The 18,169-nt window shown below is 72.6% G+C and carries 14 protein-coding genes; 5 read left to right on the forward strand and 9 right to left on the reverse strand.

Annotated elements, in window-relative coordinates; all coding sequences use genetic code 11:
* Nucleotides 1-57: 57 nt before the first annotated feature.
* The 4 genes from AC1DWJ_RS07970 (at nucleotide 58) to mscL (ending at nucleotide 2,530) form a co-directional block, all read left to right on the forward strand.
* Nucleotides 58-372: an FmdB family zinc ribbon protein gene (locus tag AC1DWJ_RS07970; protein WP_477620470.1), complete on the forward strand. Its 315-nt coding sequence runs from the start codon at nucleotides 58-60 to the stop codon at nucleotides 370-372.
* Nucleotides 373-491: 119 nt separating this feature from the next.
* Nucleotides 492-1,325, forward strand: coding sequence for an S-methyl-5'-thioadenosine phosphorylase (locus AC1DWJ_RS07975; protein WP_477620471.1), 834 nt, complete (start codon nucleotides 492-494; stop codon nucleotides 1,323-1,325).
* A gap of 10 nt (nucleotides 1,326-1,335) precedes the next feature.
* Nucleotides 1,336-2,082, forward strand: coding sequence for an SAF domain-containing protein (locus AC1DWJ_RS07980; RefSeq protein WP_477620472.1), 747 nt, complete (start codon nucleotides 1,336-1,338; stop codon nucleotides 2,080-2,082).
* Between the two features lie 88 nt (nucleotides 2,083-2,170).
* Nucleotides 2,171-2,530, forward strand: coding sequence for a large conductance mechanosensitive channel protein MscL (gene mscL / locus AC1DWJ_RS07985; RefSeq protein WP_457254628.1), 360 nt, complete (start codon nucleotides 2,171-2,173; stop codon nucleotides 2,528-2,530).
* Nucleotides 2,531-2,605: 75 nt separating this feature from the next.
* Here mscL and AC1DWJ_RS07990 read toward each other — a convergent pair whose 3' ends face one another.
* The 8 genes from AC1DWJ_RS07990 to AC1DWJ_RS08025 all read right to left on the reverse strand — a co-directional run bounded on the left by AC1DWJ_RS07990 (nucleotide 2,606) and on the right by AC1DWJ_RS08025 (nucleotide 16,656).
* Nucleotides 2,606-6,841 (reverse strand): AAA domain-containing protein, encoded by a 4,236-nt coding sequence (locus AC1DWJ_RS07990; protein WP_477620473.1) that lies wholly within the window; start codon nucleotides 6,839-6,841, stop codon nucleotides 2,606-2,608.
* A 9-nt stretch (nucleotides 6,842-6,850) separates the two neighbouring features.
* Nucleotides 6,851-8,203 (reverse strand): MFS transporter, encoded by a 1,353-nt coding sequence (locus tag AC1DWJ_RS07995; RefSeq protein ID WP_457254631.1) that lies wholly within the window; start codon nucleotides 8,201-8,203, stop codon nucleotides 6,851-6,853.
* A 222-nt stretch (nucleotides 8,204-8,425) separates the two neighbouring features.
* Nucleotides 8,426-8,959: a hypothetical protein gene (locus tag AC1DWJ_RS08000; protein WP_477620474.1), complete on the reverse strand. Its 534-nt coding sequence runs from the start codon at nucleotides 8,957-8,959 to the stop codon at nucleotides 8,426-8,428.
* Nucleotides 8,960-9,351: 392 nt separating this feature from the next.
* Nucleotides 9,352-10,110 carry a matrixin family metalloprotease gene (locus AC1DWJ_RS08005; protein ID WP_457254633.1) on the reverse strand — a complete coding sequence of 253 codons (759 nt, stop codon included), beginning with the start codon at nucleotides 10,108-10,110 and terminating at the stop codon, nucleotides 9,352-9,354.
* A 195-nt stretch (nucleotides 10,111-10,305) separates the two neighbouring features.
* Entirely contained in the window at nucleotides 10,306-13,473 is a 3,168-nt protein-coding gene (locus tag AC1DWJ_RS08010) for an ATP-binding protein (protein ID WP_477620475.1), read from the reverse strand.
* A gap of 29 nt (nucleotides 13,474-13,502) precedes the next feature.
* Nucleotides 13,503-14,726, reverse strand: a complete 1,224-nt coding sequence (locus AC1DWJ_RS08015; protein WP_477620476.1) for an NAD(P)/FAD-dependent oxidoreductase — start codon at nucleotides 14,724-14,726, stop codon at nucleotides 13,503-13,505.
* Nucleotides 14,723-16,015: an NAD(P)-binding domain-containing protein gene (locus AC1DWJ_RS08020; protein ID WP_477620477.1), complete on the reverse strand. Its 1,293-nt coding sequence runs from the start codon at nucleotides 16,013-16,015 to the stop codon at nucleotides 14,723-14,725. The genes AC1DWJ_RS08015 and AC1DWJ_RS08020 overlap by 4 nt, the downstream gene beginning before the upstream one ends.
* Before the next feature lie 62 nt (nucleotides 16,016-16,077).
* On the reverse strand, nucleotides 16,078-16,656 hold the full coding sequence (locus AC1DWJ_RS08025) for an OsmC family protein (protein ID WP_477620478.1): 579 nt from the start codon (nucleotides 16,654-16,656) through the stop codon (nucleotides 16,078-16,080).
* Nucleotides 16,657-16,898: 242 nt separating this feature from the next.
* On the opposite strand from AC1DWJ_RS08025, the gene AC1DWJ_RS08030 reads away from it, so the two are divergent.
* A complete protein-coding gene (locus AC1DWJ_RS08030) occupies nucleotides 16,899-17,090 on the forward strand; it encodes a hypothetical protein (protein ID WP_477620479.1) in 192 nt (63 codons plus the stop codon).
* Nucleotides 17,091-17,217: 127 nt separating this feature from the next.
* Here AC1DWJ_RS08030 and AC1DWJ_RS08035 read toward each other — a convergent pair whose 3' ends face one another.
* Nucleotides 17,218-18,126, reverse strand: a complete 909-nt coding sequence (locus tag AC1DWJ_RS08035; protein WP_477620480.1) for an SDR family oxidoreductase — start codon at nucleotides 18,124-18,126, stop codon at nucleotides 17,218-17,220.
* Nucleotides 18,127-18,169 lie beyond the last annotated feature (43 nt).

Below are 18,169 nucleotides of genomic sequence, written 5' to 3' on the forward strand. Positions count from 1 at the left end.
ACACAGTGCCTGCCGCGACTCGTGTGCGAGCCGGCCAGGACGCCCCTTGGAGGAACAGTGCCGACGTACTCCTACGCCTGCACCGAGTGCGACCACCGCTTCGACGCGGTGCAGTCGTTCAGCGACGACTCCCTGACGGTCTGCCCCGAGTGCCAGGGCCGGCTGCGCAAGGTCTTCAACGCCGTGGGCGTCGTGTTCAAGGGTGGCGGCTTCTACCGCACCGACTCCCGCAGCGGCTCGTCCTCCTCGGTGCCGGCCGCCAGCTCGAGCGACTCCTCGTCGTCGTCCAGCTCGTCCAGCTCGTCCTCGGGCTCCGGCTCGTCCTCCTCGGCGAAGTCGACCCCGTCCAAGGCTGACGGCTCGGCCGCCTGACGCGCCACGCGGCATACCTGCACCGCCCGCGCCGTCCACAGGGCGGGCGTCGTCGTCGGTGCGTCCACAGGCCCCCGCGCGGGAGGTGCGGCCGCCAGCCCGCTGCGTAGGCTGCTGGCATGACCTCGACCCCTCGCGCCGACCTCGGCCTCATCGGCGGTTCCGGCTTCTACGAGTTCTTCGAGGCGGCCGAGCGGGTGAGCGTGACCACGCCGTTCGGCGACCCGAGCGACGACCTCGTCATCGGTGAGGTCGACGGTCGGCGGGTGGCGTTCATCGCCCGCCACGGCCAGGGCCACCGGTTCCCGCCGCACCGGGTCAACTACCGCGCGAACCTCTGGGCGCTGCGCTCGGCCGGGGTCCGCCAGGTCCTCGCGCCGTGCGCCGTCGGCTCGCTCAAGCCCGAGCTCGGGCCGGGCACGATCGTGGTGCCCGACCAGGTGGTCGACCGCACCTGGGGTCGCGAGCACACCGTGTATGCCGCGGAGGGACCAGTCGTGCACGTCGGGTTCGCCGACCCTTACTGTCCGCGCGGGCGCGCCGTGGCCCTCGGGTCCGCCGAAGCCGCAGGCAAGCCGGTCACCGACGGAGGGACGCTCGTCGTGGTCAACGGCCCCCGGTTCTCCTCCAAGGCCGAGTCCGCCTGGCACCAACAGGCGGGCTGGACGATCGTCGGCATGACCGGCATGCCCGAGGCGTCCATCGCCCGCGAGCTGGCGATGTGCTTCACGACCGTCGCCCTCGTGACCGACCACGACGCCGGCGTTGACGGCGGCGCGGCGGTCACGCACGAGGAGGTGCTCGCCGTCTTCGCGAAGAACGTCGACGGGCTCAAGCAGGTGCTGCGGTCCGCGCTAGGGGCGATGCCGGCCGAGGAGCCGGACGACACCGCCGTCTGTGAGTGTCGTCGCGCGCTCGACGGGATCACCCTGCCGTTCGAGCTCCCGGGCTAGGCGAGCTCTCATGCCCGTGACCCTCGACCGGAGTGCGCCTGCAGGGGCGCGCCCTGCGGGCGGTCTGCGCGGGGCGGTCGGCTGGCTGCGCGGCCCGGGTCGGCGCCGGCAGTGGCGTCGGCGGGTGGTCCGACGTGGCCTGGCCGTGGTGTGCGCGGTGGCCGCGGCCGCCGCGCTGGTCGGGATCGCGCGTTCGGCAGACCCGCGACCGATGGAGCGGGTCGTCGTCGCGGTGCGCCCGCTGGCCGTCGGGGAGATCGCGACCCCGGCAGCCCTGCGTGAGGTCTGGTGGCCGGCCGACCTCGTGCCGGAGGCCAGCGTCCACGACCTCGGCGCGGTGCTGGGTCGTCCCCTCTCGGTGCCGCTCGGTCGTGGCGAACCCCTCACCCGCACGCGCGTCACCCGCGGCGGCCTGCTGCTCGGCCAGCCGGTCGACATGGTGGCGGTGCACGTGTCAGTGCCCGATCCGGGCGCGATGGCGATGGTGTCGGCCGGCGACCGGGTCGACCTGTGGGGGCCCGACGGCCTCGTGGCGCGCTCGGTGCTCGTGTTGAGCGTGGACAATTCTTGGACCACCGACTTCGGCGCGGTCATCCAGGGCCAGGGGTCGTCGAGCGGCTACGACGTCGACGGCGGCGGGATGGTCGTCTCAGCAGGTCACGACGTCGTGGGCCGCATCCTCTCGGTCCCTGACGACGCCCTCGGCCGCACCCAGCTCGCCGTGGTGCTCACCCGCGACCGACCGCGGGTGGGCTGAAACCCTCGCGTCACACCCGTGCCGCCAGCCCCAGAGTCGCTAGCGTGGAGCGCGTCAGACAGACAACTAGGGAAAGGTCGCGACACCCATGAAGGGTTTCAAGGACTTCGTCATGCGGGGCAACCTCGTGGAGCTTGCCGTCGCCTTCATCATCGCCGGTGCATTCGGCACGGTGGTCAAGACCTTCACCGACCTCCTGATGGGGATCATCGGCAAGGCCGGCGGGAAGCCCGACTTCAGCACCTACAAGCCCGCAGGCCTGCCCGTCGGCATCTTCCTGACGGCACTGGTGGCGTTCCTCATCCTGGCCTTCGTCGTCTACTTCTTCGTGGTGAAGCCGTACGAGGTGGCCAAGGCTCGCTACGCGAAGGTCGAGGAGGACGCTGCCCCGGACGAGAACATCGTCCTGCTGCGGGAGATCCGCGACTCGCTCCGCGGCCGCGCCTGACCGAGCTCCCGGTTCGAGGTGAACGCGCCGGTGATCACCGGCGCGTTCACCTCGAACGGGAAGAGAGCTCGGCGGTCAGTCGGAGCCCCAGTGCGGTGGACGCTGCTCGCGCAGCCACCGGTCGTGCGCCGACTCGTCGTGGCTCTCGCCCCACCCTGCGTCGGTGTCGTCCGTGGTCTGCTGGGTCGGCAGGTCCAGCGTCGGGGCGTCGGGCTGGTCGGAGGTTGCCGGGGCGATGACCCGCTTGGCCTTGCGCCCCCGCACCCGACGCGCGCGGGCTCCCTCGTCGGACGCGGGCATGAACTCATCGACGATCGGCTCGGCCGACACATCCGCTTGGTCAGGGTGGACGTCGTCGAACAGCGAGGGCGAGGACGCGCCACGCTTCGCCTCGGGAGCATGCGCCTCTGACGCGGTCGCTTCCGGAGCAGTCGCGTCCGGAGTGGTGGGCTCTTCGGCGACGGGCACGGCGGCGGCGCGGCTGGCCACGGCCTGCTGCACGGCGGCGTGCACACGGGCGACGTCGCGGGCCGGGTCGCGGAAGAGGTCGGTGGACCAGACGCGGACGTGCATCCAGCCGAGCCGGCCGAGCTGTTCGCCCCGCAGCCGGTCGCGATCGCGGCTGCTGCGCATCGCGGCATAAGACGCGCCGTCGGTCTCCACGGCGACGAGGACGGTGCCGTGGTGGTCGGGGTCCTCGACGGCGAGGTCGATCGGCTGGCCGGCCGACCCGTAGGCCTCGTGCACGACGAGTCCGGTGTCGCGCAGCCGGCGGGCGAACTCCGCGCGCAGCGGGTCCGCTGCGCGCGGCTCCCGGCTGGGGCTGGGCGCCTCGGCGGTGGGCGCAGCCGGGAAGGTGCCGTCCGCGGCATACGCCAGGAAGTCTCGGAGCATGACCGCGCCGCGCGCCTTGAGGCGAGCGGGGTCGAGGTCACCGGCGAGCAGCGACGAGACGACGGTCATGCGCCGGCGCGCGCGGGTGATGGCGACGTTGAGGCGACGTTCGCCGCCCTCGAGGTTGAGCGGACCGAACCGGTGCAGCACCCGGCCGTGCGGGGTCTTGCCGTAGCCGACCGACAGGATGATCGCGTCGCGTTCGTCGCCCTGGACGCGTTCGAGGTTCTTGACGAAGAAGCGCTCGGGCCGGTCCTCGTCGAAGAAGTCGCCCACCCCGGCCGCGGCGTCGGTGGCGAGGGCGCGCCGCAAGGCGTCGTCGAGCCGGGTCGCGTGCTTGATGCCGAGCGCGATGACGCCGAGCGACTCGTGGGGCCGGCTGCGGGCGTGGTCGAGGACGAGCTCGACCACCCGTGCGACCTCGGCCTCGGTCGACTCGATGGCCTCCTCGCCGGGCGTGACCACGCCGGAGCCCTCGACCGACTCGAGGCGCACGACCGCGTCGGTGCCGGTGCCGGGGAAGGTGACGAGCGAGCCGTCGTACATCTCCTGGTTGGCGAAGGCGACGAGGCGCTCGTCGAGCGAGCGGTAGTGCCACGACAGGCGGCGGGTCGGCAGCGCGGCGGTCAGCACGTCGAGCACCGACTCGAACCCCTCGGTGAGCGCCTCGGACTCGGGCGCGGCGTCCTCGTCGATCGCCGCGGTGAAGAAGCTGGTCGGTGGCAGCTGGCGTTCGTCACCGGCCACGACGACCTGGTGGGCGCGCGAGATGGCCGAAACAGCCTGGGCCGGCGGGATCTGCGAGGCCTCGTCGAAGATCACCACGTCGAACCAGCGCCCGGGCGGCAGCACCGAGGCGACCACCAGGGGCGACATCGCCCAGGCGGGCTTGGCAGCGGTGAGGGTCTCGGCGGCCTTGGGCAGCAGGTCGCGCAAGGGGCGGTGGCGGCGGGCCTTGCCGGCCTCCGCGCGCACCAGCGCCTCCTGGTCGGGGTGGTCGGCCAGCACCTCGCGCAGCCGACGCCCGGCCCCGGCCCGCACCCGGTCGGCGCTGACGCGCAGGTGGGCGTGGTCGGCGGCGACGTACTCGCGGGCGACGCGTTGCAGCTGGGCGCCGTCGTGCGCGCCGTAGCGCGGGTCGCGCACGATGAGGTCCTCGGACAGCGAGGTCCACCAGACGAAGTCGAGCTCGGCCGCGACGTCGTCCGGCTCGACGCCACGACGGGCGAGGTCGTCGAGCAGCGCTCCCATGCCGGACTCGCGCAGGGCGTCGAGGGTGCCGAGCACCTGCGGCACCACCGTGAGGCGGTCGGGTCGGGCGTCGAGCTCGGCCATCCGCTCGCGCAGCTGCCCGAGCGTGGCCCCGAACAGGTCGCCACCACCGGGCGTGCCGGCGAGTCGCTCGCCCAGCCAGGTGAGGTCGGCCGAGAGCGCTTCGTATGCCGTGCGCGCCCGGTCGAGGTCGACCGGGATCTCGGGGCGCCCGCCCGCGCCGGCCATCTGCTGCCAGGCGAGGCGCTGGGTCTGGGCATCGAGCAGGGCCGCGTGCAGGTCGGCCGGCGGCGGTCCGGGCCGCAGCAGCGAGCGGGCCTGTCGGCGCAGCCGCCAGCGCGAGTACCAGCCGAGCGCAACGCCGTTCGCCTCACGCTCGGCCTTGCTGCCGGTCGCCGCGACGAGCTCGCCCAGCGGGATGTCGAAGATCTCCGGGCGGAACACCTCGAGGGTGTCGCGCACCCGGCCGACCGAGTCGAGGACGTTGCCCCAGTCACCGGTGCGCTCGGCCTGCGGCAGGCTCACGTCGGAGAAGACGTCGTGCATGGTCTGCTCGACGTCCTGGAGCCCGCCCTGACTGAGGCGGCTGGTGATGTCGCGGGCCCGCACGGCCTCCTCGGACGTGGCGATGCGGGCGCCGAACCACGGGTCGGTCCCCTCCTGTGTCGACCAGGCGCCCAGGCTGGCGGCCTCGGTCAGCTGTCGCCCCAGCTCCTGGACGCGCTGCCGGTCGAGGCCGGCGAGCTGCTCGCCCCGCACCCGGACCCGCGAGGTCGGCGGGTGGGCGCGGCTGCCGAGGGTGGCGATCGCCTCCTGCGCCTGGTGCGCGGAGACACCCCAGGGCTGGCGCACCTCGTGGAGGGCGGCGGCGTGCTGCACCAGGGTGGCTCGCCGGTCGACGAGGGCCTGCTCGATCTCGGTGGTGTCGGGGTCCTGCACCTGGCTGCCGCGCTCGAGGGCAGCGCCGAACTGCTGGGCCAGCCGGCGCCGGTTGCTCGCGCCGTCGTAGGCGTCGAGCACGAGGTCGCCGAGCCCCACGCCGTCGAGCCGCGACAGCACCGCGTCGATGGCGGCGCGCTTCTCGGCGACGAAGAGCACCCGCTTGCCCTCGCCCGCGAGGCTCGCGATGAGGTTGGCGATGGTCTGGGACTTGCCGGTGCCGGGAGGGCCCTTGATGACGAGGTGGGCGCCGGAACGGACCGCATCGATCGCGGCCTGCTGGGTCGAGTCGGCGTCGAGGATGAGCAGCTCGTGGGCCGGGTCGGAGTCGGCGGGCGACTCGGGCACGGAGGTGCGCACCGCTCGCAGCGCCCCGGGATCGCCGGCCAGGGCCGCGATGACGTCGTGGTCGGCGAGCGAATCCCCTTGTGCCGCAAGGTCGGCCACCATCGGGAGCTTGGCGTAGGAGAAAGTGCCGACGACGAGCCGCGGCATGACACTGAAGTCGGGGACCGACTCGCACAGGCGGGCCAGCTCGAGGTAGACGGGGTGCGGGTCGAAGGCGCCGCTGGCGTTGGCCAGCTCCTCGAGGGCGGCGGTGTCGAGGTCGAGACCCTGCTCGGAGCGCAGGTAGTGCTCGAGGACGGGGTTGAACTCCACGTCGTTGCCGAGGTCGAGGTCGAAGTCCTCACGGGCTGCGCCGGTGGGCTTGAGGACGCAGGACCGCAGCAGCACGGGCGCGGCGGGGGCTCGCGACGCGCCGCGGACGGTCCAGCTCGCCATGCCGATCGCGATGAACCCGGCGGCGATGCCGCGCTCCTCGGAGAGCTCGAGGGTCTTGGCGCGGATCACCCGGGCCCGGCGGCGGGCCTCGTCGAGGGCCGCCGGCTCGCGGACCAGGTCGGACAGGCGGGTCGGTCGGCCGGCCAGCAGCATGGCCAGGCCACCGGGGTGCGCGGTGGTGAGGTCGAGGGTGCCGCTCGGCAGGTCGCGGTACCAGAGCAGGGTGTTGCGGCCACCGAGGTCGACGAGGTGCCGCTGCCAGGCCTTGACCGCCTCGGCGACCCGCGCACCGCGCGGGTCGGCGTCGGGCCCGTTCGGGGCGGGAGCATCCGCGCTCGGGACGGCACGCGACGTCGGGTCGGGGGTGCTCGCGTCAGGGGTCGCCGTCGGCACGGGTGGGGTCTCGTCGGTCGGCGGGGTCACCCAAGCAGGCTAACCAACCTGGTCGCCCTCGCGGTCAGGCAACACGGTGTCGGGCAGCACGGGGTCGGGAGTGACCGAGGTGTGGCCCGCGACACCGTCGGTCGGGGTGGTGGTGTCGACGCGGATCAGCAGCGACGCGAGGGCGACGATCGCGGCGAGGACGGCCGAGCAGGCCCCGAGCACCGAGTAGCCGAGCTGGCCGACGACCACGCCCGCGAGCGCTCCTCCGCCACCCGCTGCAAGACCCATGACCAGGTCGGCGGCGCCCTGCGCACCGGCCCGCTCGGCCAGCGGCACCGACTTCACGACCAGGGTCGAGCCGCTGACCAGCGTGAACGACCAGCCGAGACCCAGCAGGAAGAGCCCGATCGCGAGCCCCGCCGACCACCCGATCGGCGCCTGGGCGGCGAGCACGCCCGCGACCACGAGGATCATCGCGCCGGCCAGTCCGCACGACCGTCCGCCCCAACGGTCGACCGCCAGACCGGTGAGGGGCGAGAACGCGAACATCCCCAGCACGTGGATGCTGATGACCAGGCCGATGACCCGCAGGCTCGCCCCACCGTGGTGCATGTGCAGCGGGGTCATCACCATCACGCTGACCATGACGGTGTGGCCCAGCGCCATCGTCACGAGGCCGAGCAGCGCACCGGGATGGGCCAGCAGCGTGCGCCACCCGCGGACGATCGAACCGTGCTGGCGCTCCAGCGGCTCGGTCGCGGCGGCGGCGGCGCGCTCCCGCGCGAGCAGGAGGGGGTCCGGCCGCAGCATCAGGAAGAGCACGGCCGCCCCGAGGATGAGCCCGAGCAGCGAGAACACGTAGGGGCCGGTCAGCGGCGGGATGCCCAGCCACTCGGCGATCGGCTCCCCCGGACCCGCGAGGTTGGGCCCGAAGACCGCGCCGATCGTGGTCGCCCACACCACCGTCGAGAGGTCCCGTCCGCGGTGGGACTCGTCGGCGAGGTCGGCCGCGGCATACCGGGCTTGGCTGTTGGCGGCGTTGGAGCCGCCGAAGAGCGCTGCCCCGGCGAGGAGCAGCGGGAAGTTGCGGATCGCGCCCGCGATGATCATCGTCAGCGCTCCGGTGATGCCGAGGGCGTAGCCCAGGAGCAGCCCCCAGCGGCGGCCACGCGCGGCCATCACGTGGGCCATCGGGATCGCGATGAGCGCGCCCCCCAGCACCTGGAAGGTGCCGCCGAGCCCGGCGAGGTCGGCTGACCCGCCGACGTCCTCGGCGAGCAGCGCCCCCACGCCGGCGCCGGCGGAGACCCCCACGCCGACGAGCACCTGGGTGACGATCAGGGTCGACACCGTCTGCCGCTGGACCGTTCGGAAGTAGTGGGGCGCGTGGTCGGCAGGCATCCGGCCAGTATGCCGCGCGGCCCAGACACGGGAACCGGCCCGGCCCGCGGGATGCGGACCGGGCCGGGGGACCCGCCGGCTGGGACCTGCCAGCCCGCCGGCGGGTGGCTCAGCCGGCCCCGGTCTGGGACCACGCGGCATACGCGGTGCCACTGGGCATGAGGAGGGCGACGGTGCCGGTGCCCGCGGTGACGACTCGGCGCGTCCAGCGCTGGCGAGCGGTCACGAGCTGCCGTTGCCCTGGCCCTGGGTGGCGAGACCACCGAAGGCGAGCGGGAACGAGACGTTCTTGCAGCCATCTTGCGACGTGGCGGTGTTGAGCATCATGACCGTCAGCGGGATGCTGATCGAGGAGTTGCGCGGCACGACGTAGGTGACGGCGCCGGGCCTGGTCGCCTCATAGCCGCTGACGACGAGGTTCGTCGAGCCGGCGCACGAAGGGTTCGCGTCCTTCGGGGTCGCGGTGAGCTCGAGGATCCGGTAGGCGACCTGGTCGGGGTTCGTCACCGTGACCGAGAGGGTCTTCATCTGACCGGGACGCAGCTCGTTGACGGCGCTGACGGCAGCGAACGGTGCGTGGCCGGGGGCGTCAGCGGCGACGGCGCTGCCGTTACCCAGCACCAGCTTCAGCGCGCCGTCCCGGGGAGCGGGTTCGTCACGGGTCATCCGGACGCCACAACCGCCCATCAGGGCGAGGATCACGACGACGCCGATCACGACCGCAAGGTTGCGGCGCTGGCGTGGTGTGGTGGCCATGGGTTCATCTCCCGGGTCGGTCATGCGGTCGTACCTGGGCTTGCTGCCTGGCTGGGCCTTGGTGGGCTTGCTGTGGGCGGCCTGCCGCCCGGTGGTGGCTCTGTGCATACTTGCCGTCGCCACCGCACCGCCACATCCTCTGTCAAGTCACGCAAGACTGTCTTTAGTTGGGCAAGAAACCCCCCGATTGGCTCTAGGTTTGGTCAAGAACCTGCGGGCATTGCGTGGCATGGTGTATGGCTTCTGTCCGTTTTGGCCAGTAATCGACCATTTGCGGTCGGGGCGTGGTCGGCCACCCGCCACTGGCCGCCACGAGGGTCCGGGCACGACGAAGCCCGCTCGCCGGACTGGCGAACGGGCTTCGGGCGGCCCCTCTCGGGGCGGAGGGCGGACTAGTTCAGGTCCGCCAGGGGCATGTAGGCCGTGTTGATGCAGCCGCTCGACTTGCCCACCTTGGTGAGGCCGGTGCGGTCGCCGGTGTAGAAGAACTGCGGCGAGGTGGTGCGCAGGCTGGGGTACATCTGCTGGTGGGTGTCGTCCACGTGCTGCAGCCCCACGGCGTGGCCGAGCTCGTGGGAGAGCAGGTTCTGGCGACGCAGCCCCGTGCCCGTGCCGCCCTTGAGCTGGCTGAGCATCTGCGGGGTGTCGATGACGACGAACCCGCGCTGCGCGGCGACGGTGTAGGTGGTCGTGCCGCCGACCGTGCGCGCCACCCAGCCGTAGTAGAGCCCGCCCTGCCCGAGGGTGGATCCGGAGAGCGCGTAGTCGGTCTTGGTCGGCGACGTGAACGCCACGACCAGCTCGGCGGTCTGCTTGGCCATCGACCCGACCCGCGGGACCTCGGTGGTGCTGCCCTTGTAGACGAACCGGAAGCCGGTGCTGTTCTGCACCTGGACCAGCGCCTTCTGCGTGTCTGCCAGGACCGTCGCCCGCTGGGCACTCGGCACGGCGCCGAGGTTCACCTTGTAGGTGATGCCCGTCTGGCAGCCGTTCCAGCGCACGACCTGCTTGGTCCCGTTGGGGAGGCTGGCGTAGGTCAGCTTGTAGGTTGCGACGGCGCCGTCGGCGACCAGCGGCGTGGTGGCCATCGAGGTCACCGCGAGTGCGAGTGGCACCAGGGTGGCGCCGACGACGGCGAGTGGCTTGGGCATGCAGGTTCCTCTGGCTCGGGGGGCGGCCGGGGCTTGAAACCAGAGGGTATGCCGCGTCTGGCCCCTTTCGTGCCCAGATTGGCGCGCGACTCGTCCCTTCGGGTGATCCGCATCTGACCAGGTGGGGCGATGGCCGTTTGCCTCCAGTTGTGCCTCGTTCACTGTCCCTAGTGAACGGGGCGGATCGGGCTCTCCTCACGCCTTCGCGGAGCTGGCCGGTCGGGCCTGGACTGGCTGCGAGGCCTGGGAGGCGCACCGGGCGGCATCGAGCACCTGACCGGCACGGGCGAACAGGTCCGCCGCCTCGGCGAACAGGCCCGCGGCGCCGTCAGTGTCGTCGAGCGCAGCGGCGAGGTGGGCCTTCGCCTCGAGCACCGCGGCCGGCCAGGCCGTGCCCTCCCAGTTGGCTGCCGAGCGCTCGGCGGCAGCAAGGTGGCGGCGGGCTGCGCCGAGGTCGTCCGCATCAGCGCACGCGATGGCGGCCGGGACCTCGAAGGTCACGGCGCAGAACGGGCAGAAGTCGGTGTCCCCCATGGTGGCCTCGGCCCGCTCGACCACCACCCGCGCCGCGACGGGGTCGGGAGCGGCGACCACCATCGTCCCGTGGATCCGCTGCAGGAGGTGCCTGCCGATCACGGACCACCGGGCCAGGGGCAACGCCTGCTCGAGCAGCCGCGCGGCGCCCTCTCGGTCGCCCCGGGCGAGACGGACCTCGGCGAGGCGCTGGAGCGCGTGCGACTCCCCGGCCGGGGCGTCGGAGTCGCGGTGCAGGTCGACGGCCTCCTGCAGCTCGCGCTCGGCGAGGTCGAGGTCACCCATGAGCAGGGCGGCCTCGCCGATCAGCGCGGTGGAGAAGGCCACCCCGCGCAGCGCCCCGTACGCCTGCGAGCGCCGGCGCAGCACCCCGGCCAGCTCGATGACCTCGGGATAGGGCACACCGCCGTAGAGCAGGTACTCGGCCACGCAGAGGTGCGCGTCGAAGAGCGCGGTCGTGAGGCCCGTGTCGGAGAGTGAGCGCCGGAGCTCGATGCGGAACCGCTCGAACCACTCCCCACGCTGGTGCGCGATCATCCCCTGCAGCGCGATCAGGTCGACGTAGCGCCACGGGTCCTTGAGGGTGAGGAGGGACTGGCGCGCCCCCACCGCCAGGTCCCACGCCCCGTCGATGTCGCCGCTGAAGTAGGCGAGGTTGCCGCGGGCCAGCAAGATCGGTCCGTCCGCGTCGTCGCCCAGGAGCTCCAGCCCGGCCAGGGCCGATCGCGCCGTGTCGAAGTCGCTCGCGAAACAGGCCGAGCGCGCCAGCCGGGCGCGCACCAGCCGGTGCTCCACCCCGCTCGTCAGGGGCACCGCGGCGCGGTAGCTCGCGATGGAGGCCGGGTCGCCGAGTGCCGTGAGGAGGTCACCGCGACGCGCCAAGAGGTGGCCGAGCACCTCGTCGGTCGCGAAGGAGCTCACGGCGTCGACGAGGTTGAGGGCATCACGGTAGGCACCGAGGGCTCCGGCCGTCTCGACCGCCGGCAGGACGTAGGGGATCGCCTGCCGCGGCTGTCCCGCGGCGAGGTACTGGTGGGCGATCCGGGCCGGGGACGCCCCGAGCCGGGCCAGCTCGCGCGCCACCTCGACCCGGGCGGCGCTCTGGGCGGTAGGTGGCATGCTGTCCAGCACGGCCTCACGCACCAACGCGTGCCGGAACTGGTAGCCGGTCTCCGACCACTCCACCACCAAGCCGGCCTGGGCGGTCTCGAGGTGCTGGTAGGCCTCGGCCTCGCTGACGCCCGCCACGGCGAGGAACTCATCGGTGGTGAAGGACAGCCCGAGCAGGGCGGCGCGTTGGAGGGCACGAAGGGTCTCCGGCGGGACGCTGGCGAGCGTCGCCGGCTCGCGCCCGGTCGCTGTGGCCGCTCCGAGCTCGAGGGCCGTGAAGGGCAACCCACCGCTGACCGCCCAGATGTGTTGTCGGGCGGCTTCGTCGAGGCCGGGGAAGCGCTCCCCGAGTAGCCGCAAGGTGCCCGACTCGCTGAGGGGGGCCACGTCGATGCGCGACCCGATCCCCCGCGCGACCAGGCTCGTGTGGACCTCCGCCAGGGCCGCGTTGTGGGTCGTGCGGTGCGCGAGCACCAACAGCACCTGGTCCGACGCGGCGCAGCGCGCCAGGTAGTGCAGCAGTCGCAGCGACGCCTCGTCGGCCTCGTGGAGGTCGTCGACAACCAGCAGCAGGCCACGGCCGGCCGCGCCCAGTCGCAGGAGCTCCGCCGCCGCCACGAAGAGCCGCTGGTGGGCGCTCTCCCCCGACCAGCTGATCTGACGCTCCGAGAGGGCTCGGTCCAGCTCCTCGCGGTAGCGGTCGTCGAGCCCGTCCAGCAGGGCCGGGTGCCGGCGACACAGGTCGCCCAGGGCCTCCAGCACCGGGGCGTAGGGCCACGGTCCTTCGACCGCTGAGGCCGTGCCACGGCCGGTGCGCCAGCCCGCCCTCGTGGCCAGCACCTCCGACAGGTCGAGCACGCTGGACTTGCCGACGCCCGGTGGGCCCGTGACGAGGACGGCTCCGCCGCGCCCACCCTGGGCCACGGCGATCCGCTCGCGGAGGGCATCGCCCACCGCTCGCCGGCCGACCAGTCGACGCTGTTCGGTGGGTGCGGTCTCGGTCGGGGCGGACTCGGTCCCCAGGGCCATCAGCTCGGCGCGCAGCGACTCGGCCTCGACACCCGGCGCCGTGCCGAGCTCGCGACGCAGGACCAGCTCGAGCCGTTCGAGCTGACGCAGGGCCGCCCTGACGTCACCCCGGCCGGCATGGGCCCGCGCCAGCGTGAGGTGCGCCTGCTCGTCGGCGGGGTCCGCCGCCACCAGCTCCTCCCAGCGTCCGGTGACCCGCAGGAGCTCGCGGTGGAGCAGGGCCAGCGACTCACGGTCGTCCTGGGCCCACGGCTCGTAGAGGTCGTCGGGAAGCAGGACCCCGCCGTACAGCTCGAGGGCAGCCGTGGCTGCTGCTGCTCCGCCGTCCGAGCCCGCGAGCGCCGTCTCGGCAGCCGCCCGGAACTCGACGGCGTCGACGATGACGTCACAGTCGGGCAGGAGCTCGGCGAAGTCGTGCCGCAGGACGACACCGTGGCCCGGAGCATCTGCCAGCGCCCGCCGCGCGTAGTGCGCGGCCTGGTGGAGCCGGGGAGCGGCGGTCTCGGGCGACAGGTCCGGCCAGAGGAGGTCGATCACCTGCTCGCGGTGCAGTCGCCGTCCCTTGGCCAGGGCGAGCACCTTGACGAGCATGCTGGCATTGCGGCGGCTCCATTGCTGATCGGTGACCACGGAGCCGCCGATTGCTACCGAGAAGCCTCCGAGGAGGCTGACGCGCGCATCCATCGTCATTGCCGATCTCAAGGTGAGTGTCTTCAACGCTAGCGACCGGCACCGGGCATGTCAGCCGAGACAAGACCGCCCGTAACGGTCGCAACCGGACCAAGCGGTCGCGGCGGAAGGGACTGGAGCAGACCGACCTCGTCGCTCATGGCCGAGCTGACCTCGCGCAGCAGCTGCTGGATCTCACCTGGCCCCCAGTCGTAGCCGGCGATGCGACCGCTCACCTGGAACAGCTGTGCGGACAACGCATCCCGCTTGGCCTGGTAGCCGGCGAGGGCCATCGCCTCCGGTTGGTCCCCGCCCCACGCCGCGAGCAAGGCGTCCGCGAGCAGCTCGGCGTCGCGCAGGGCGTCGGTCATCCCGTGCGTCGTGATGGGGTCGCGGAAGTAGCCCGCGTCGCCGACCAGGGCCCACCCCGCGCCGTGCGAGCGCCGCACGTGCCCGGGCTGACCGGACCAGCCACGGAGCCGGCCGACCCTGGTCGCCGCCTCCAGCCGGTGCCGCAGGGCGGGCGCAGCCTGGGCGAACAGCTCGGCGAACGCAGCGTCTGCGCCCTGACGCCGCGCCAGCTTCAGCCGTTCGGGAGTGGTGCCCACGAAGACGCAGGTGTGCCCGTCGTTCGTCGGGATGAGGCCGGCCGCGGTCGCGGAGCCGTAGGCCCACTCGTATCCCTCGGTCGGAAAACCGTCGAAGTAGCCGTAGAGCACTGCACCCTCGGTGGCCGTCGAGCGCTCGACCGGCGCCGCCACGGCAGCCGCGACGGTGGACCTGATGCCGTCCGCACCGATCGTCGTCCTCCCGTGTGCCGTGAACGGGCCGTGGGCCCCGTCGATGCCGCGCACCCCGGTCACCCGCCCATCGGCGTCGGTGAGCAGGTCGGTGACGAAGGCTCCGTGCCGCACCTCGACCCCGGCCGCCGCCGCTGCGTCGACGAGGATCCGGTCGAGGACGTGCCGGCGCGGTGCGAACAGCGCCGGCACGCCCTGGCTGGCGCGGATGGAGATGCGGACGGGGCTGGCGCCCGGGTAGTGGAACAGGGTTCGCGTCACCGGCGGGGTGCCTGCTGCGACGACGTGGTCGAGCAACCCCCATCGCGAGAGCTGCAGGACCCCGGCGCGCATGAGTCCGTGGGTGGACAGGGTGTCGGAGCCGTAGGGCATCCGCTCGAGGAGCAGCACCTTGGCCCCGGCCCTGGCCAACAGCATCGCGGTGGACGCGCCGGCCACGCGACCTCCGACGACGACGGCGTCGTAGGTGGTCATGACGCCTTCCCCTCGAGCCGCTCGTCAAGCTCTTCATGCTCGGTCTGGCCCGACGATCGGGCCGAGTCGATGAGGTCGGCGACCACCAGGGCCGCGTCGTGCCGCGCACCGTCGACCATCCCCGAGTCGCGGCGCGTCTGGAACCTCTGGCCCACGACGTAGACCCCCGGGGCCTCGGTCCGGCCGCGCTGCTGGCGGATCGACCCGTCCGCTGCGGTGATCGGCAGCTTCAGCCACGGATGGCTCTGGCGGTAGCCCGTCGCGAGCAGGACCGTTCGGATGTCCGCAGCCGCCAGGTCCAGGGATGCCGGCGCGCCCTGCACCGCAACGGTTCTCGGCCGCTCGGCCGCCCAGACCTCACGGGTCAGTCCGCTCTGGTCGATGTGCCGGTCGACGGCGTCGAGGAACCGGTGCATCCGGTTGTCGGCGCTGTTGACCGAGTCGGCCAGGTCGTCGGCGAAGCTCACCTGCTGGCCGTCTGCACCCAGGAGATGACCGGCGAGCCGGACTCCCCTGGCCTGCAGCGTGCGCAGGTCGAGCTCTCGGGACTGGCCGTGACCCCTCCGGCCGACCAGCTGCATCGACGGCTCCCGTCGAGCCGCCTCGGCGTCGCGCACCTCGTCGATCGTGCGGGCCGTGCGACCGGTGCGCTCGAGCCACCAGTAGATGTCCATGCCCCGGTACTCGCGTGGCATGCGGTTGTGCCGTCCCACGGCCACCACGACGTCGCGGCCGGCAGCAGCCAGCTCGTCGGCGATCTGGACACCGGAGGCCGAGGCCCCCACGACCAGCACCCCGCCCTCGGCGAGCTGCCGGGGGTTGCGGTAGTCGGCCGAGGTGGTCAGGTGGACGTCCGGGCCGAGGCCCTCGAGGGCAGCCGGGATCCGCGGCTGGGCGCCGGGTCCGGTGGCCATGACGACGTGGCGAGCCAGCCAGGTCGCGCAGTCGGTGACGACGCGGTAGCGGTCACCAACGGCACTCACCTCCTCGACGCGCACACCAGCCAGGACCGGCGCACTGAAGCTCGCGGCATACCTCTCGAGGTAGCGGACGAACTGGGGGGCGCTCATGAAGCCGTCGGCGTCGGGGCCCTTGTGGGCCCACCCGGGGAGGCGAGCCATCCAGTTGGGGGTGAGCAGGTGCAGGGAGTCCCAGCGGGACGTGCGCCAGCTCTCGGCGACGCGACCACGGTCGAGGACGATGTGGTCGCGGCCTTCGAGGGTCAGCAGTCGGCTGACGGCGAGGCCTGCGTGGCCGGCACCGATGACGACGGTGTCGATGGCGGGCATGGTGGTGCTCCTTCTGGTGCGCCCCGTCCGGGATCGCCGGACGGGGACGCGCCTGGTTTCGCTCAGCCGGTCACGACGGAGACGGAGACGGGTGTGGGGTTGGTGATGACGTCGTAGACGGCGGAGCGGCGGCGCGACTGCTCGACGATGCCGCGCAGGGTCTCGTCGTCGGCGTCGCCCTCGATGTGGAACGTGACGCGGATGCCCTGGTAGCCGTTGCGGACCGAGCCGTCGGACAGCCCGAGGATGCCGAGCAGGTCGATGTCGCCCTCCACGGTCGAGGTGACCTTGGTGAGCGTCACTCCCCTGGCCGACGCGATGTTGGCGACGCCCGCGGTGAGGCAGGCGGCGAGGGCGTGGAGCAGGTACTCGACCGGCGTCGGCGCGTTGTCGGCGCCGGTGAGGACGACCGGGTGGTCGGCGTCGAGCACCGTCTCGTGGGTGTGCGTCAGCTCCTGGCCGGCGCCGTAGAAACCGTGGATGCGCGACTGGCTGTGGGTGCCGGTCTGCCAGGTGTTCTCAGCACGGAACTGGAACTTGGCGATCTCGTGCTGTCCCTTGACCGCGTCGAGGGTGGCGAACAGCGTTGCCACGTCCACGCCGTTCAGGGATGCGGGGGTTGCGTATGCCGTGTTGCTCATGGGTGGAGCTCTCCTTCGGAAGTGCCGGTGGTCCCGGCGGTTGTGGTTGATGGAGAGGACCGTAGGAAGGGCACCTTTCGGCGACCTTTCGGCCGCGGGCGGGGCTCCCGGGCGGCGCGAAAGGAATGGGGCAGCGCGAAGGGTCGCGGGCGGCGGCGCGGAAGGTCTGCGGAAGGTCGCTCCGTCAACCTCCTGGCAGGCACCAAGGAGATCGGCTCCTTGGCCTGACCAAGGAGATCGACATGAGTGAGTTGACGACGATGGCGATGGCCGTGCACAAGGTGGCGACGCTGGAATCCCAGCACCCAGTCCACGCGATGGCGTACGACCTCGCACTCGAGAAGCGGCAGGCGCGCCGTGCCCGCTGGTCGCAGTTCCGATCACGGCGGACCGTGTCAGCCAGGCGTGAAGCAGCCCTCAGCGCTGGATGCTGAGATGCGCTGCACGGGGCGGGCGCGTCTCGGGGAGCAACCCCGGCGACGCGCCCGCCTTGCTATGCCGTGCCCCTCAGTGAGGGGCGGCCCCGCTTCCGGCAGGCGGGTGGGACGTCGGCGACAGGGGCTATCGCTCGGCCGCGAGCGCTGCGGCCTGCTGGTTGATCCAGTCGGTGGCCGAGCGGGCCGTGATGCCGCGCTCGCGCAACGGGGCGTCGTCCCAGTTGATCTCGGACTCGTCCATCGTGACGCCGAGACCGACGATGCTCGCCATGGCGTCGCCACGACCGCTCACCTGCAGGACCCTCATGACGAGTCGCGCGACCGGTAGGGGTGCGCGCTGGACCTTGAACGACCGGCCGGTGGCGCGCTCGGCGACAGCCACACATTCGTTGCGGCTGAGGGCTTCCGGGCCTCCGAACACGATCACTTCGGGCGGGTTCCGCTCGGTGGCGACTGCTGCCACCAGGGCTGCGGCGTCCTCGGTGGCGACCCACCGGTGCTTGGTGTCTCCCTTGCCGAAGGTGGCGACCCGGCCAGCCTGAATATCGAAGCGCCCGACGGCGGCGACATGCACCTCTTGGAACGCGTCGGGCCGCACGATGACTCGTCGCATCGGGGAGTTCGCGAGCCGGCGCTCGGTGGCGGCCTTGGCCCGCGCCATCGGCATAGGGGGCGACTCGTCGAGGCCGGCGTAGGAGACGTAGACGAACCGCTGGACCTTGCTGTCTTCCGCGGCGTCGATGAGGTCGGCCATCCCCCGCTCCTCGACCGCACGGATGGTGGGCCCCTTGACGCCGGCCAACCGTCGACCGATGACCGTTGCGGTCGCGACCACGATGTCCACCTCATGGCACGCCGCTCGGAGGGAGGCCGGATCGGTCAGGTCGCCCCGGACGAGCTCGGCACCAGCGGCGCGAAGGGCAGACCCGTCCGAGCCTGCCCGCACCAGGCAACGCACCCGGTGCCCAGCGTCGAGGAGGCGGCGCACGACCCGGCCGCCAAGGTCACCCGTGCCACCCACCACGAGGATCATCGCGCCCTCCCAGGATCCCGGGCGAGGTCACCCGGTTGCTTCA

Source organism: Pedococcus sp. P2_D7, assembly GCF_056404295.1.